At 71.9% G+C, this 14,852-nt stretch carries 11 protein-coding genes and 1 pseudogene; 7 read left to right on the top strand and 5 right to left on the bottom strand.

From position 1 onward, the window contains the following. Window positions 1-278: 278 nt before the first annotated feature. The 3 genes from pcaDC to GRC12_RS31290 all read left to right on the top strand — a co-directional run bounded on the left by pcaDC (window position 279) and on the right by GRC12_RS31290 (window position 3,135). Window positions 279-1,586, top strand: coding sequence for a bifunctional 3-oxoadipate enol-lactonase/4-carboxymuconolactone decarboxylase PcaDC (gene pcaDC, locus GRC12_RS31300; protein WP_208782913.1), 1,308 nt, complete (start codon window positions 279-281; stop codon window positions 1,584-1,586). 69 nt (window positions 1,587-1,655) lie between these two features. After that, complete coding sequence (locus GRC12_RS31295) at window positions 1,656-2,291, top strand: MBL fold metallo-hydrolase (protein WP_208782912.1); 636 nt, start codon at window positions 1,656-1,658, stop codon at window positions 2,289-2,291. Between the two features lie 52 nt (window positions 2,292-2,343). Then, window positions 2,344-3,135 (top strand): exodeoxyribonuclease III, encoded by a 792-nt coding sequence (locus GRC12_RS31290; RefSeq protein WP_208782911.1) that lies wholly within the window; start codon window positions 2,344-2,346, stop codon window positions 3,133-3,135. A 10-nt stretch (window positions 3,136-3,145) separates the two neighbouring features. On the opposite strand, the gene GRC12_RS31285 is transcribed toward GRC12_RS31290, so the two are convergent. Then, on the bottom strand, window positions 3,146-4,909 hold the full coding sequence (locus GRC12_RS31285) for an SGNH/GDSL hydrolase family protein (RefSeq protein WP_244374039.1): 1,764 nt from the start codon (window positions 4,907-4,909) through the stop codon (window positions 3,146-3,148). Window positions 4,910-5,072: 163 nt separating this feature from the next. Between GRC12_RS31285 and GRC12_RS31280 the strand changes: the two genes are divergently transcribed. Further along, a complete protein-coding gene (locus tag GRC12_RS31280) occupies window positions 5,073-5,480 on the top strand; it encodes a DUF6278 family protein (protein ID WP_208782909.1) in 408 nt (135 codons plus the stop codon). Between the two features lie 163 nt (window positions 5,481-5,643). Here the strand turns inward: GRC12_RS31280 and GRC12_RS31275 are convergent, their stop codons facing one another. Together GRC12_RS31275 and GRC12_RS31270 are read right to left on the bottom strand one after the other, a co-directional pair. Then, a complete protein-coding gene (locus tag GRC12_RS31275) occupies window positions 5,644-7,209 on the bottom strand; it encodes a CocE/NonD family hydrolase (protein ID WP_208782908.1) in 1,566 nt (521 codons plus the stop codon). Between the two features lie 115 nt (window positions 7,210-7,324). Beyond that, window positions 7,325-8,083, bottom strand: a complete 759-nt coding sequence (locus tag GRC12_RS31270) for a hypothetical protein (protein ID WP_208782907.1) — start codon at window positions 8,081-8,083, stop codon at window positions 7,325-7,327. A 144-nt stretch (window positions 8,084-8,227) separates the two neighbouring features. Between GRC12_RS31270 and ggt the strand changes: the two genes are divergently transcribed. Beyond that, a complete protein-coding gene (gene ggt, locus GRC12_RS31265) occupies window positions 8,228-10,033 on the top strand; it encodes a gamma-glutamyltransferase (RefSeq protein ID WP_208782906.1) in 1,806 nt (601 codons plus the stop codon). A gap of 11 nt (window positions 10,034-10,044) precedes the next feature. Here ggt and GRC12_RS31260 read toward each other — a convergent pair whose 3' ends face one another. Further along, window positions 10,045-12,567, bottom strand: coding sequence for an ATP-dependent Clp protease ATP-binding subunit (locus GRC12_RS31260; protein WP_208782905.1), 2,523 nt, complete (start codon window positions 12,565-12,567; stop codon window positions 10,045-10,047). Window positions 12,568-12,843: 276 nt separating this feature from the next. After that, a complete protein-coding gene (gene map, locus GRC12_RS31255; RefSeq protein ID WP_208782904.1) occupies window positions 12,844-13,614 on the bottom strand; it encodes a type I methionyl aminopeptidase in 771 nt (256 codons plus the stop codon). A gap of 57 nt (window positions 13,615-13,671) precedes the next feature. Here map and GRC12_RS31250 point away from each other — a divergent pair, with 57 nt between their 5' ends. Beyond that, window positions 13,672-13,923: a helix-turn-helix domain-containing protein gene (locus GRC12_RS31250; RefSeq protein WP_208782903.1), complete on the top strand. Its 252-nt coding sequence runs from the start codon at window positions 13,672-13,674 to the stop codon at window positions 13,921-13,923. Window positions 13,924-14,049: 126 nt separating this feature from the next. Then, a pseudogene (locus GRC12_RS45905) lies at window positions 14,050-14,852 on the top strand (hypothetical protein); the annotation flags it as partial.

Below are 14,852 nucleotides of genomic sequence, written 5' to 3'. Positions count from 1 at the left end.
CCCGCGGGCACGTCCAGCTCCGCCTCGGCCGCGATGGCCTCTGGTACGCCTACGAGTCGGAGCCGGGCCGTGACGACTGGTGGCCCCGCGGCACCCCCGATCTCGACCCGGTGGGCGCCCTCACGGGCCTCGGCACACCGGGTGATCCGTGACCGTCGTGCCGTGCGCCGCGGTCCCGTGAAGGCGGTGTGAGGATTCGCCGGTGATCCCCTGGAGCAGGGTGTGAGGTCTGGGGGCCCAGGGGCCGGGGGGCCGGAAACGGCGGTTAGCGTGGAGCGGTGAGTGAGACGAAGTCCCCCGCCCTCCAGTACCGCTTCGACGGCCCGGACGACGCCCCTGTCCTCATCCTCGGACCCTCGCTCGGTACCACCTGGCACATGTGGGACCGCCAGGTGCCGGAGCTGACGAAGCAGTGGCGGGTCTTCCGGTTCGACCTGCCGGGGCACGGCGGCGCGCCCGCGTACCCGGCGGGCTCGGTCGCCGAGCTCGTCTCCCGGCTGCTGGCCACGCTCGACGGGCTCGGCGTGCAGCGCTTCGGCTACGCCGGCTGCGCGTTCGGCGGCGCGGTCGGCCTGGAGCTGGCGCTGCGCCACCCGGAGCGGCTCGCCTCGCTCGCGCTGATCGCCGCCTCGCCCCGCTTCGGCACGGCGGACGAGTTCCGCCAGCGCGGGGTGATCGTCCGGACGAACGGGCTCGACCCCATCGCCCGTTCCTCCCCGGACCGCTGGTTCACCGGCGGGTTCGCGGCCACGCAGCCCGCGATCACCGACTGGGCCGTGCAGATGGTGCGCACCACGGATCCCGGCTGCTACATAGCCGCCTGCGAGGCGCTGGCCGCCTTCGACGTCCGGTCCGAGCTGGGCAGCGTGGGCGTGCCGACGCTCGTCCTGGTGGGCTCGGAGGACCAGGTCACCGGGCCCGCCGAGGCCCGTACCCTGGTCGCGGGGATCCCCGACGCCCGGCTGGCCGTGGTGCCCGCCGCCTCCCACCTGGTGCCGGTCGAGCAGCCCGCCGCCGTCACCGACCTGCTGGTCCGGCACTTCTCCACCGCCTGGCAGCCCGGCTACGTCGAGTCCTCCACCGGTCAGATCGCCATCCCGGCGGCGCCCGTCACGCCGGTCCTCACCGCGCCGGTGCCACCCGCGCGGTCCGTTCCCGTCGCCGAGATCGCGCCGGCGGCCGTACCGCCGCAGCCGAACGGACGACCGGACCCGTACGAGGCGGGGCTCAAGGTGCGCCGTGAGGTGCTCGGCGACGCGCACGTGGACCGGACGCTGGCGCAGGCTGACGAGTTCTCGGGCGATTTCCAGGAGTTGGTCACCCGCTACGCCTGGGGCGAGATCTGGGACCGGCCCGGCCTCGACCGACGGACCCGCAGCTGTGTCACCCTCACCGCGCTGGTCGCCGGCGGTCACCTGGATCAGCTCGCCTCCCACACCCGCGCGGCCCTGCGCAACGGCCTCACGCCGGGCGAGATCAAGGAGGTGCTGCTGCAGGCGGCCGTCTACTGCGGTGTGCCGGCGGCCGGCAGCGCCTTCAAGGTGGCCCAGCAGGTGATCAAGGAGGAGACGACCCCGACGGAGTGACCGCCGGCCGGGCGGTCCACGTCCCGGGGCGGGCCGTCCCGGTGGCGCGCGACAGGGCAGGATGGAGCCATGAAGCTCACGAAGATGTCCCACGCGTGCGTGCGTCTCGAGAAGGACGGGCGGACGCTCGTCCTCGACCCGGGCGGATTCAGCGAGCAGGACGCCGCCGTCGGCGCGGACGCGATCCTCGTCACGCACGAGCACGCCGACCACTTCGACGAGGGCCGGCTGCGGGCGGCCCTGGAGGCCAACCCGGCCGCCGAGATCTGGACCCTGAAGTCGGTGGCCGAGCAGATCTCGGCCGCCTTCCCCGGCCGGGTGCACACCGTCGGCCACGGTGACGCCTTCACCGCCGCCGGCTTCGACGTCCAGGTCCACGGCGAGCTGCACGCCGTGATCCACCCGGACATCCCGCGCATCACCAACGTCGGCTACCTGATCGACGGCGGCACGGTCTTCCACCCCGGCGACGCCCTCACCGTCCCCGGCCGGCCGGTCGAGACGCTGATGCTGCCCGTCATGGCCCCCTGGAACAAGATCTCCGAGGTCATCGACTACGTCCGCGAGGTGAAGCCGCGGCGCGCCTACGACATCCACGACGCCCTGCTGACCGACCTCGCCCGCCCGGTCTACGACCGTCAGATCGGCGGCCTCGGCGGCTCCGAGCACCTGCGGCTGACACCGGGCGACTCGGCGGAGGTCTGAGCCGGACGGGCGGGAGGCCGCGTTGTCGTACCCGCCCGGTAGGTTGTGGGGCATGCGCATCGCGACCTGGAACGTGAACTCGATCACCGCCCGCCTGCCGCGGCTCCTGGCCTGGCTGGAGAGCAGCAACACGGACGTGCTCTGCCTCCAGGAGGCCAAGCTGGCCGAGGAGCAGTTCCCCTTCGAGCAGTTGCGCGAGCTGGGGTACGAGGCGGCGGTGCACGCGACCGGCCGGTGGAACGGCGTGGCGGTGCTCTCCCGCGTCGGCCTGGAGGACGTCGTCAAGGGCCTGCCCGGAGACCCCGGTTACGACGGCGGTGTGGAGCCCCGTGCCGTCTCCGCGACCTGCGGCCCGGTCCGCGTCTGGTCGGTGTACGTGCCGAACGGCCGTGAGGTGGACCACCCGCACTACGCCTACAAGCTCCAGTGGTTCGAGGCTCTGAGGGCGGCCGTCGCCGGTGACGCGGCCGGCAGCCGCCCCTTCGCGGTCCTCGGCGACTACAACGTCGCGCCGACGGACGACGACGTCTACGACGTGGCCGCCTTCGAGGGCCTCACCCATGTCACCCCGGCCGAGCGCGCGGCCCTCGCCGCCCTGCGCGAGGCGGGCCTGTCGGACGTGGTCCCGCGTCCCCTGAAGTACGACCACCCGTTCACGTACTGGGACTACCGTCAGCTCTGCTTCCCCAAGAACCGCGGCATGCGCATCGACCTGGTGTACGCCAACGAGCCGTTCGCGAAGGCGGTCACCGACGCGTACGTGGACCGGGAGGAGCGCAAGGGCAAGGGCGCCTCGGACCACGCCCCGGTGGTGGTCGACCTGGACGTACCGCTGGCGCCCTGAGCGCGCGGGCTCACGGCACCAGCGTCCGCAGGTCCACCGAGTCAGCGAGCGCCGCGAGCCCCGCGTCTCCCGGGTGCAGATGGTCCCCGCTGTCGTACGCCGGCAGCATCCGCGCGGGCTGCTCCGGGTCCCGCAGGGCCGCGTCGAAGTCCAGCACGGCGTCGAAGGCCCCGCTGCCGCGGATCCAGGTGTTCACCGCGACCCGCTCGGCGTCGACGGCGGCCGGGCACCGGATCTCGCCCGCGCAGGGCAGGATCGTGGCCGCCAGCACCCGCAGCCCTCGCGCGTGCGCCCGGGCGGCGATCTCCCGCAGCCCCGCGACGACCTGCCCGGCCGTCGCAAGTCGGCGCAGGTCGTTGACGCCCTCGAAGACGATCAGCGTGCGGGCCGAGGTCTGCGCGAAGGCGTCCCGGTCCAGCCGGTCGAGGGCGCTCACCCCCGAGGCGTCCGTGGACACGCCGTCACCGGGATACCCGTCGGTGACCACACGGTTGGCGGAGATCCCCTGGTTGAGCACCCCATAGTGCGGGACCACATACTGCGCCAGCAGCCGGCGGGCCAGCACATCGGGCCACCGCCGGTTCGCGTTCGGCGTGGACCGGTCGCCGTCGGTGATCGAGTCACCGATCACCACCACCGATCCCGGCCCGCCCCGCACGTCCACCCCGGTCAGCAGCGGCCAACCGGAGAGCACGGTCGTGTAGGCCGCCGCCGAGGCGTCGGCCGTGTGATCGCCCGGCACGCTGACGTACGACTGTTGTACGGCGAGCCGGTGCACGGGCGCCGCCGTCACCGTGTCCGGCAGATGGAAGCTCACGAGCAGATTCGTGTCCGGGGGCACGGTGAAGCCGAGCGGGTCGCTGAACGCCTGTGCCCCCGCCGGGATCTCGGTGCCCGCCGCCCCGCCGAAGGCCACCGGCACCGGCACCTCCCGCGCCGCGGCCCCCTCGGTCTGCACGGCGACCGTCGCGCCCCCGATCCGCACCGGCGCCCGCCCGAAGGTGTTGTCGAAGCGCAGCCGTACCCGCAGCCCGCCGACCGAGGTGTGCACCACCAGCCGCACCGTCCGGTCGCTCCACGGCCCCACGGCCTGATAGCCGGATGTGGCGGCCGCCCAGGTCCCGGTCCAGCCGGCCGCCGACGCCCGCACCGCCAGCGCGAACACATGCACCCCGGCCGCCCGGGGCAGCCGTACCGAGACGACCGGACGTTCCCTGACCAGCGGCACCGTCACGACGTACAGCCGGGTCCGTTCGGCGACCGGGCCCGCGGGTGTGTTCCGGTGCGGCAGCGCGACGGCCTTGGTGGCGAGTGGGCCGGTGCGCCAGTCGGGCACCGTCAGCCGGTACCAGGAGCGGGTGCCGTCCGCGTACGTCACCTCGCCCGACCCGCCCACGGTGGCACCGCCCGTGCCCGCCACCAGGAAGGCGAGGGCGTCACCCCGTCCGCCCAGGCGCACATGTTGTCCGTCGGACAGGACGTTGTCCGGCTCGCCCGGCTGTCGGAGCGGCCAGGTCAGCCGGGCGCCCTGCACGGTGAGGGTGCGGCCGGGCGTCCAGCCCGCGGCCGTGAGGTCCCGGGCCGACAGGGAGGCGCCGAGACCGTCGAAGTCCGCCGCGTCCGGGCGGGCGTCGTCGCTGACCGCGCAGTTGTCGAAGAGCCGTTCCAGCGGTTGCGGGTCCGCCCGGCCGGACGCGCCCGCGGCCGTCGGGGCCGGCACCAGGGCCGCGAACAGGGCGATGACGATCGCGCATCCTGGTGCGGGTCGACGCAACTCCGGTTCCTCCCGCTCACCAAGGGGACGAAAGACGCAGGTGAAGCTAGAGAGACTGCGGACGACCGTCAACGAGCCATGCGCGGGCCGCCGTGAAATCACCCCGAAGTGAGCACCTGCGCGCCTGTGGTGCGTACGAGGGTGCGAATGACACGCTGGGTGTATGAAGATCCCTTTTCTGGGCGACCGGCACGAGAAATACGGCGACTTCGATCCCGAGGGCATCGCCGAACTCCTCGCCGAGTGCGAGCTGCTGCGCTCCCTGGCTGCCGAGGAGGGTGTCCGGCTCGACGACACCGTCGACTCGTTGGAGGCCCTCGACCAGCTGCTGCCGCGCTGGCGGGACGAGGAGGAGAACGAGCCCTGGCTGGGCAACGACGCCGGCCTCTATCTGGGCACCGTCATCGTGCGGGGCGTGCCCGGCGCCGCCTGGGAGATCCGGTCGGACGGCCAGCCGGTGGTCCGGCTGGAGTCCGGCCGCGAGTTCGACGTCGTGGAGTCGGGGCACGAGTGGGCCGCGAGCGGGGCCCCCGAGCTGTCGCAGGTGTATGCCGAAGTCGCGGAGACGTGATCCTTTGGCCCGTGAATCGACGTAAATACGGCTAATGCCCGATAAGTGCGTGTCGGGTTATCGCCTCCACTCCCGTCCGGTTAGTTTGCGGCAACCACGACACAGCCGGGAGTGAGTGAGCAAGGGGGAGATCACACCGTATCCGCCCGGCGGCAGCCGGAGATCACTGCTCGCGCAGCGGGATCGACACGTACGACGGGTCGTTCGCCGGCGAGGAGAAGGTCAGCTGCGCGCCGGACGGGTTGTGTTCGATGTACAGAGGATCCACCGTGTCGACGACCAGTGCGAGACGGTGCCCCGCCGGGACGTCGTAGGCCGTGGAGAACAGCTCCAGGTCGACGCCGAACGGCCTTCCGGGGGTCCGTCCGTGGAAGGTGTAGGGCGCGTTGCTGACCAGCTTGCCCAGGCCGAGCGGCCCCACGTCGTAGAGGTAGGCGATGAGGGTGCCGCTCTCGTTCGTCGGGGTGAGGGTGGTGTGCAACCTGGCCGTGCCGCGCACGTGTTGGGCCGTGGCGTACCGCTCCGACCGCCACACGGCGGCCCAGCGGCGGGGGAGCAGCGGGATGGACGCGACCGGCAGGAGTTGCGCGACCTGGTCGAGGATGCTGGAGAGGAAGACGATCCCGCCGTCCGCCCCGGAGTCGACGTTGGTGTGGATCGTGGTCGTGCCGGCCAGCGCGATCTTCCGCTCGGTCGCGGCGACCGACTTCCAGTCCGGATACCCTTCGTAGCCGCCGGTGGAACGGGACTTGAGCTGGACCGGCTGCTCCCGGTCGATGCCGTTGTCCGCCCCCTTGAGGTAGTGGTCGAACCAGCGCCCGGTGTCGCTCCACACGTCGTTGGGCAGGCCGAACAGACCGGTCAGCTCGGGGGTCGCGTGATCGCCGGGGCGGAACTCCAGTCTCTTCGGACCGGTCAGCCTCTCGTAGAAGTCCGCGTACTCGTTGGGCGGAAAGACCGTGTCGCCCCAGGAGTTGGCGAGCATGACCGCCGTGCCGTTCTTGTTCAGCTGGTCCACATAAGTGACGGGGGAACGTTTCTTCCCCCAGTCGACGAGCTCCTGCTCCTTCGACAGGTTGGAGGCGTAGAAGTCGTCGAAGACCTGGCGTACTTCGGGGTCCTGCCGGCCGGTGACCACGCTCACCCCGTCCAGCAGCGCCGCTGCCTGCACGTGCTGGGTGCGGCCGGAGTAGATCGAGCCGATCAGGTCGGCCCAGCCGCTGAGCGAGGCGACCGCCTTGATCCGCCTGTCGTGGGCGGCCGCGAGCAGACTGATGCCGGCGCCGTAGGAGACGCCCGCCAAGCCGATGTGCCGGGCGTCCGCAGGGGTGTTGGCGAGTGCCCAGTCGATGACCTTCGAGGCGTCGGCGGTGTCGGGCGGTCCGGCCACCTCCACCTCGCCACCGGACTGCCAGAAGCCCCGGACGTTGTAACCGACCACCACGTAACCGGAGTCGGCGAGCTTCTGGGCCTGGGCGAGGTACTCGACCTGCGGGAAGCCCCAGCTCGTGGGCAGGACGAGCAGCGGGTAGCGGCGGGTGCCGTCGGCGCCCGGGGGCAGGACGACGTTCCCCTTGAGGACGGTGCCGCCGTCGCCGGTGATGTCGACGAAGCGGACGGCGCTCGCGGCCCGGGCGGTGGGGGCGACGCCGAGGACACCGCCGGCGATCAGGGTCGCGGAGACGGCTCCCACGGCGGTCGTGCGCAGGGCGTTGCGGCGATGTCCCACGGGTCACTCCTCACTCGGACAGTGCAAAGTGACCAGACGGTAACCGCGGTACCTTACTTGAGGTAACCCGCCGGTAAGTTACGTGCCAGTAACGATTGTTGTGGTGTGAATCAGTTCAGGACGCGCGGTGCGAGTTGCGTGGAGCCGCCGGAGTGGGGAGCGGGGTCCTGGCCTCCCGGGTCACGTCCGCGACCAGCTCGACCACGTCCGGGCCGTACGCCTGCGAGTTGACCACCTTCAGCAGCAGCACGAAGGAGTCGTCGCCGTGCTTGCGGGCCAACCGCTCGTGGTTGCGGGCGAGATAGCGGGTGGCCGCCTGGTTGGTGATCGCGGTCTGGCCGCAGAAGAGGAAGACCGGGCGCGCCCGGGGGCTCTGGTCGACGGTGAGCCGGGCCAGCAGCGCGTACTCCTCCCGGCCCGGCTCCACCCGGTAGCGCTCGGTGCCGACCTGGAAGGCGCCGCGGTCGGGACCCGGTTCGGGGTCCACGTTCACCCGCACGCCCGGCAGCAGGGAGGCCAGATGCGCCATCATGCGGCGGTTCGAGGCGGGGCCGCCCACGCAGAACTCGGTGCGCTCGCCGAAACCCTGACGTGCCGCGTCGTGCGGGAGTACCTGTGCGTGGGCGTGGCAGTCCTTGATGAGCGCGGAGAGTTCCAGCAGCGCGAACACGTCGTAGCGCATCACGGTCAACTCGGGCCCGCCGGCGCCGCGGTTGACCACCAGCAGCGACTCCGAGTTGTCCGGCAGCCCGAAGAACGCCTGCTTGCGGCGGAGTTTGCGCCGCCACAGGTACGTACGGGCCAGCCAGCCGAGCGTGGCGGAGATGCCGGCCGCGACCACACCCAGGACGATGTTGCGCACGTCGTCGTTCATGGGCGCGCATGGTAGCGGTCCGACGTGGCGGGTACGTACCGGTGTTCGATGTGTGGCGTTCGCGTGACAGGAGCCGGAAGGGGTCTGTCGAGGCTCCGTGTGATGTGGTTACGCTGCGCGGACGGTCTTGGACTGGAGGTAGTGATGCGTCGCCCTGTCGCGCGGAAACTGTCGGTCCTGGCGGTCTCGGCCGCCGTGGTGTCGGTGGGAGCGGCGGCTCCGCCGACCACTCCAACGAGCGGGACACCGGCGAAGGTTCCGGTCCAGGTCGGCTACGGCGGCGCGGTCGCCAGCGTTGACGCCGACGCCACCGCCGCCGGGATCGAGGTGCTGAGGAAGGGCGGCAACGCGGTCGACGCGGCCGTCGCGACGGCCGCCGCGCTGGGCGTCACCGAGCCCTACTCCTCCGGTATCGGAGGCGGCGGCTACTTCGTCTACTACAACGCCAAGTCCCGTACCGTGCACACCATCGACGGCCGGGAGACGGCGCCGGTGACCGCGGACTCCAACCTGTTCGTGGAGAACGGCAAGCCGCTCGCCTTCGCCGACGCCGTCAGCAGCGGCCTGAGCGTCGGCACGCCGGGCACGCCCGCGACCTGGCAGACGGCCCTGGACAAGTGGGGCAGCAGAAAGCTCGGCACGGTGCTGAAGCCGGCCGAGAGAATCGCCCGCGACGGCTTCACCGTCGACGACACGTTCCGTACGCAGACCGCGTCGAACGAGACGCGGTTCCGCTACTTCCCGGACACGGCGAAGCTCTTCCTGCCGGGCGGCCGGCTGCCCGTGGTCGGATCCACCTTCAAGAACCCCGAACTCGCCGACACGTACCAGGAGCTGGGACGCAAGGGGGTCGGTGCGATCTACCACGGCGATCTCGGGCAGGACATCGTCGACACGGTGAACCGTCCGCCGGTGGACCCGGCTTCGGGCTGGAACGCGCGACCGGGCAAGCTCTCCGACAAGGACCTCGCCGGCTACCGCGCCAAGCTCCAGGCGCCGACCGAGACGGGTTACCGGGGGCTGAAGGTCTACTCGATCGCCCCTTCCTCCTCCGGTGGCACGACGGTCGGTGAGGCGCTCAACATCCTGGAGAACACGGACCTTTCGAAGGCGAGCGAGGTCCAGTACGTGCACCACTTCATCGAGGCCAGCCGGATCGCGTTCGCCGACCGGGGGCGCTGGGTCGGCGACCCGGCGTTCGAGGACGTACCGACGCGGGGGCTGCTGTCACAGCGGTTCGCCGACTCGCGGGCCTGCCTCATCAAGGACGACGCCGTGCTGACCAGCCCGGTGGCGCCGGGGGACCCGCGGCATCCAGCGGCGTGCGGCGCCGGCGGTACGGCGGCTCCGACGACGTACGAGGGCGAGAACACCACGCATCTGACGGTGGCCGACAAGTGGGGCAACGTCGTGTCCTACACCCTCACCATCGAGCAGACGGGCGGCAGCGCGATCACGGTGCCCGGGCGCGGGTTCCTGCTCAACAACGAGCTGACCGACTTCTCCTTCGCGCCGGCCAACCCGGCCGTGCACGACCCGAACCTGCCGGGACCGGGCAAGCGGCCGCGCTCCTCCATCTCGCCGACGATCGTGCTGGACCGGCACGACGTCCCCGTGGTGGCGGTGGGTTCGCCCGGCGGGGCGACCATCATCACGACCGTCCTGCAGGTGCTGACCGAGTTCCTGGACCGGCATCTGCCGCTCGTCGACGCGATCGCCGCGCCGCGCGCCAGCCAGCGCAACGCCCCCAAGACCGACCTCGAACCCGCCCTCTACAACAGCGACCTGCGCAGCAGGCTGGAGGCCATCGGCCACTCCTTCTCGCTGAACCCGGAGATCGGGGCCGCCACCGGGGTGCAGCGGCTGCCCGGCGGCAAGTGGCTGGCCGCCGCCGAGACCGTGCGCCGGGGAGGCGGGTCGGCCCGGGTCGTCGACCCCTCGGCGCCGTAACCGCCCGCCCCTCACAGCCCCTTGTCCGTGAGGAACTCCAGGCGTCCGTCCTTGACGTCCACCGTGACCCGGCTGCCCTCCGTGATCGTGCCGTTGAGGAGCAGCCGGGACAGGTGGTTGTCGACCTCGCGCTGGATGGTGCGGCGCAGTGGCCGCGCGCCGTACTCCGGCTCGAATCCGCGCTCCGCCAGCCAGTCGACCGCCGGGGCCGTGAACTCGGTCGTGATGCCCTGGGCGTGCATCAGGCGACGCGTCTTCTCCAGCAACAGGTCGGTGATCTGCCTGAGTTGATCACCCGTCAGCTGCCGGAAGACGACGATCTCGTCGATGCGGTTGAGGAACTCCGGGCGGAAGTGGTCGCGCAGGGGGCGCAGGATCTGCTCGCGACGGGCCTCCTCGTCCGCGTCGCTGCCCGTCGAGCCGAAGCCGATGCCCGCGCCGCGCCGGCTGATCGCGTCCGAGCCGAGGTTGCTGGTCATGACGATCACCGTGTTGGTGAAGTCGACCGTGCGGCCCTGGGAGTCGGTCAGCCGCCCGTCGTCCAGCACCTGCAGCAGGATGTTGAAGACGTCCGGATGGGCCTTCTCCACCTCGTCCAGCAACAGCAGCGAGTACGGGTGCCTGCGCACGACCTCCGTGAGCTGGCCCGCCTCCTCGTGGCCGACGTACCCGGGCGGGGCGCCGACCAGACGGCTGACCGTGTGGCGCTCCTGGTACTCGCTCATGTCCAGCCGGACCATGCGCTCCTCGCTGCCGAACAGCGCCTCGGCGAGGGCGCGGGCCAGTTCGGTCTTGCCGACGCCGGTCGGGCCGAGGAAGAGGAAGCTGCCGATCGGGCGGTCGGGGCTGGCCAGTCCGGCGCGGGAGCGCAGGACGGCCTCGGCGACCACGCTCACGGCCTCGTCCTGGCCGACGACCCGCTGGTGCAGATGCTCCTCCAGGCCGAGCAGGCGTTCCTTCTCCTCCTGGGTGAGGCTGCTGACCGGGATGCCGGTCTGCCGGGACACCACCTCGGCGACGGCCTCCGCGCTCACCTCCAGCTGCCCCTCGTCGGCCTCCCCGCCTCCGGACGCGTCGGCGATCCGCTGCTTCAACTCGCCGATGCGGTCACGCAGTTGGGTCGCCTGCTCGTACTGCTCGTCGGCGACGGCCTGGTCCTTGTCCCGGGTCAGCTGCTCGACCTCGCGCTCCAGGGTCCGTACGTCCGTGCCCTTGGTGCGAGCCCGCAGCCGTACCCGGGCGCCCGCCTGGTCGATGAGGTCGATGGCCTTGTCGGGCAGCCGGCGGTCGGTGAGATAGCGGTCGGACATCTCCACGGCGGCGACCAGGGCCTCGTCGCTGTAGCGGACCTGGTGGTGGGCCTCGTAGCGGTCGCGCAGTCCGCGCAGGATCTCGATGGTGTCGGGGACGGACGGCTCGGGGACCAGGATCGGCTGGAAGCGGCGGGCCAGCGCCGCGTCCTTCTCGATCCGCCGGAACTCCTCCAGCGTGGTCGCGCCGACGATGTGCAGCTCCCCGCGGGCCAGCGCCGGTTTGAGGATGTTCCCGGCGTCCATCGCCCCGCCCTCGCCACCGCCTCCGGCGCCGACGACGGTGTGCAACTCGTCGATGAAGACGATCAGTTGGTCGGAGTGGGCGCGGATCTCGCCGACGATGTTGTTGAGGCGTTCCTCGAAGTCGCCGCGGTAGCGGGTGCCCGCGACCACACCGGTCAGGTCGAGGGCGACGACCCGGCGCCCGGTCAGCACGTCGGGCACGTCCCCGTCGGCGATCCGCTGGGCGAGCCCCTCCACGATGGCGGTCTTGCCGACACCGGCGTCCCCGATCAGCACCGGGTTGTTCTTGCCGCGCCGGGACAGCACCTCGATGGTCTGCTCGATCTCGTCGTCCCGGCCGATCACCGGGTCGATACGGCCCTGCCGGGCCAGGTCGGTCAGATCGCGGCCGTACTTGTCGAGGGTCGGAGTACCGGTGGAGCGCGGCCGTTCGCCACGGGGCTGCGCCGACTCGGGGACCTCCGGCGGCAGGTTGCTCGGGGCGAACCGGGCGGAGTTGAGGATGTGCCCGGCGGCCGAGTCCGGGTTCGCGGCCAGGGCGCTGAGCACGTGCTCGGGGCCGATGTAGCCGGTTCCGCTCGCGCGGGCCAGTTCGTGCGCGTCCAGCAGGGCGCGCTTGACGGCCGGGGTGAGCGACAGGGAGGTGGGCGTGGGAGCCTCGTCGGGGGAGTGCTGGGCCGGGCCGGAGCGTTCGTCGATCTCCGACGCCAGCGAGTCAGGGTCCGCGCCGGCCCGGCTGAGCAGGCTGCGGGTCGGCTCGGTCGACAGGGCCGCGCGCAGCAGGTGCTGGGTGTCGAGGTCCCGGCTGCCGTGCTCGGCGGCGTACTGGGCTGCGCCGCGGACCAGTTCCCTGGCGGGCTGACTGAGCAGCCGGCCGATGTCTATCTGCCGGGGGCCCTGCCGGGGTCCGCCGAAGAAACGGGCGAAGAACTCACTGAACGGGTCGTAGCCCTCTGGTCCGCTGAAGCCGCTGGTCATGGCGTTCCCATCCGGCGTCCCTGCGCGGGCCGGGGACGCCCTCGCTGATCGACGTGCCGGGGCCGGGTAACCAGGGCCGCAGCCGGTTACACCTCGGGCGCGCGTCCGTAGAACACCTTCGCACGGATGGGGGGCGGTGGCACCTTCGTCGGCCCCGTCGCCGTCGGCGAAGTACCGCTCGCCCCTTGCGCTTCCGCTCGCTCCGTACCGACGACACGCCGCTCAGGGGCGGCACGGCCGGTGCCCACGGGGTCTTCCGATGACCAGGCGGGGAGGCTACCAGCGCTCGGTCAGGATGCGCGGGCCCGCGTCCATGATCGCCACCGTGTGCTCGACGTGGGCCGCGCGGGAGCCGTCGTTCGTGCGCAGGGTCCAGCCGTCCGGCGCCGTGTGCCAGTCGTCCTTGCCGCCGCCGATCAGCATCGGCTCGATGGCGATGGCCATGCCGTGGCGCAGCGGGAAGCCGCGGCCGGGACGGCCCTCGTTCGGCACCCCCGGGTCCTCGTGCATACGACGGCCGATGCCGTGACCGCCGAAGCCGTCCGGGATGCCGTAGCCGGCCGCCCTGCACACCGTGCCGATCGCGTGGGCGATGTCGCCGATGCGGTTGCCGACGACCGCCACCTCGACGGCGGCCGCCAGCGCGCGCTCGGCCGTCTCGATCAGCCGCAGGTCCTCGGGGCGGGGGGTGCCCACCGTGAAGCTGATCGCCGAGTCGCCGACCCAGCCGCCCAGTTCGGCACCGCAGTCGAGGGAGACGAGGTCGCCGTCGCGCAGCCGGTAGCCGGTCGGGATGCCGTGCACGATCGCGTCGTTCACCGAGGCGCAGATGACGGCCGGGAAGGGGACGGGGGCGAAGGAGGGGCGGTAGCCGAGGAAGGGGGAGGATGCGCCCGCCTCCCTGAGCACCCCGCGGGCCACCTCGTCCAGCTCCAGCAGGGAAACCCCCACGTCGGCGGCTTCCCGTGCGGCCGTCAGGGCGCGCCCGACCACCTGTCCCGCCTCGTACATGGCCTCGATCGCTGTGTCCGTCTTCAGTTCCACCATGCCAATTAATATACCGGCTTATTCGACCGGATTGAAATGCCGGATTAGAATGACGGCATGGTGCGCACCCCTCTCACCCCCGAAGAGCGCGAACGCGGCGAGCGGCTCGGCCGGACGCTCCGCGAGGCCCGTGGCGGGCGGAGCATGACGGAGGTCGCGGCCGAGGCCGGGATCTCCGCGGAGACGCTCCGCAAGATCGAGACCGGGCGGGCGCCGACTCCGGCCTTCTTCACGGTCGCCGCGCTCGCCCGGGCGCTCGGGCTGTCGATGGACGAACTGGTCGAGCGGTGCGTGCTGGTGCCCGTCTGACGCTCTTCGGTCAAGATCCCGCAATGAGGCGTCCGCGCGCCCACTGAAAACTCCCCGTAGCAACCCCGTAACACGACTGGTGTTGCCTACGGAACCGGAGTGCTCCGGTCAGGCGGGAGTTGGGCGATGGCTGTGGATCAACTCCCGGGCCAGGTACGGGAGTTCGCGAACTACCTCAACGGCCTGCTGGCACGCCTCAACCAGGCCGGGGGCTGGTGCGCGGTCTTCTGGCAGCGCGACCCGGACGGCATGCGGGCCTGTCTCGACGGACGTGAAGTGCCACCGTGGGACGTGGTGGAGGCGCTGCTGCAGGATCTCGTCACCGAACGGGGTCCGGCCGCGGTGGCGCCGGAACTGGGGCGGGCCCGCGCATTGCACGCCGCCGCGCTCACCGCGTACGACGCCCGTCCCGGCGCACGCGACGCGCTCGGCGACCGGCTGGACGTCATGCTCCGCGAACAGCGCTACGCCGCCGAACGCCAGGCGCAACTGGGCCGTCTGCTGGCCTCCGCGACCACCCGCGAGGAGGCCGACGCCCTCCGCCTCGACCTCGCCTGGGCCCGCGACGACCATGAGCGCGCCACCGCCCGCTGTGCGGAACTCCGGTCCCGGATGGCTGAGTTGGACCGACAGCTGACGGGCAGCAGGGCCACCGCGATGCGCCGGGGACGGCTCGCGGGCGAGATGTACCGCGTGGACGGTGAGCGCACACGTCAGGGCGCGCACACCGGACACCTCGGCGAAGAGGGCGTCTTTGCGGACGAGGGGCGCGGAGGCGGGTGGGGCGCGCAGGACACCGGTTTCCCGCAGCAGCGCACCGGGCACGATCCCACGGCCGCGGGCGGCCCGGAGAGCGGCTACGGTCCCGGAACCCCGGGCGCGCGGGAGCACCTGGACCCGCACACCGACGCCGGGTACACCCCCCGCCC

Origin of the sequence: Streptomyces griseorubiginosus, assembly GCF_017614965.1 — a bacterium.
Lineage (GTDB): Bacteria > Actinomycetota > Actinomycetes > Streptomycetales > Streptomycetaceae > Streptomyces > Streptomyces griseorubiginosus_B.
Note: the sequence above shows the minus strand (reverse complement) of the source record. Positions and strands in the feature narration are given on the sequence as shown.

Bases quoted from the DNA above. Each gene is read 5' to 3' on its own strand.
- GRC12_RS31280 (WP_208782909.1), top strand. From the start codon at position 5,073: ATGAAGATCCCTTTTCTGGGCGACCGGCACGAGAAATACGGCGACTTC.
- GRC12_RS31250 (WP_208782903.1), top strand. From the start codon at position 13,672: ATGGTGCGCACCCCTCTCACCCCCGAAGAGCGCGAACGCGGCGAGCGG.
- GRC12_RS31260 (WP_208782905.1), bottom strand. From the start codon at position 12,567: ATGACCAGCGGCTTCAGCGGACCAGAGGGCTACGACCCGTTCAGTGAG.
- GRC12_RS31290 (WP_208782911.1), top strand. From the start codon at position 2,344: ATGCGCATCGCGACCTGGAACGTGAACTCGATCACCGCCCGCCTGCCG.
- ggt (WP_208782906.1), top strand. From the start codon at position 8,228: ATGCGTCGCCCTGTCGCGCGGAAACTGTCGGTCCTGGCGGTCTCGGCC.
- GRC12_RS31270 (WP_208782907.1), bottom strand. From the start codon at position 8,083: ATGAACGACGACGTGCGCAACATCGTCCTGGGTGTGGTCGCGGCCGGC.
- map (WP_208782904.1), bottom strand. From the start codon at position 13,614: ATGGTGGAACTGAAGACGGACACAGCGATCGAGGCCATGTACGAGGCG.
- GRC12_RS31295 (WP_208782912.1), top strand. From the start codon at position 1,656: ATGAAGCTCACGAAGATGTCCCACGCGTGCGTGCGTCTCGAGAAGGAC.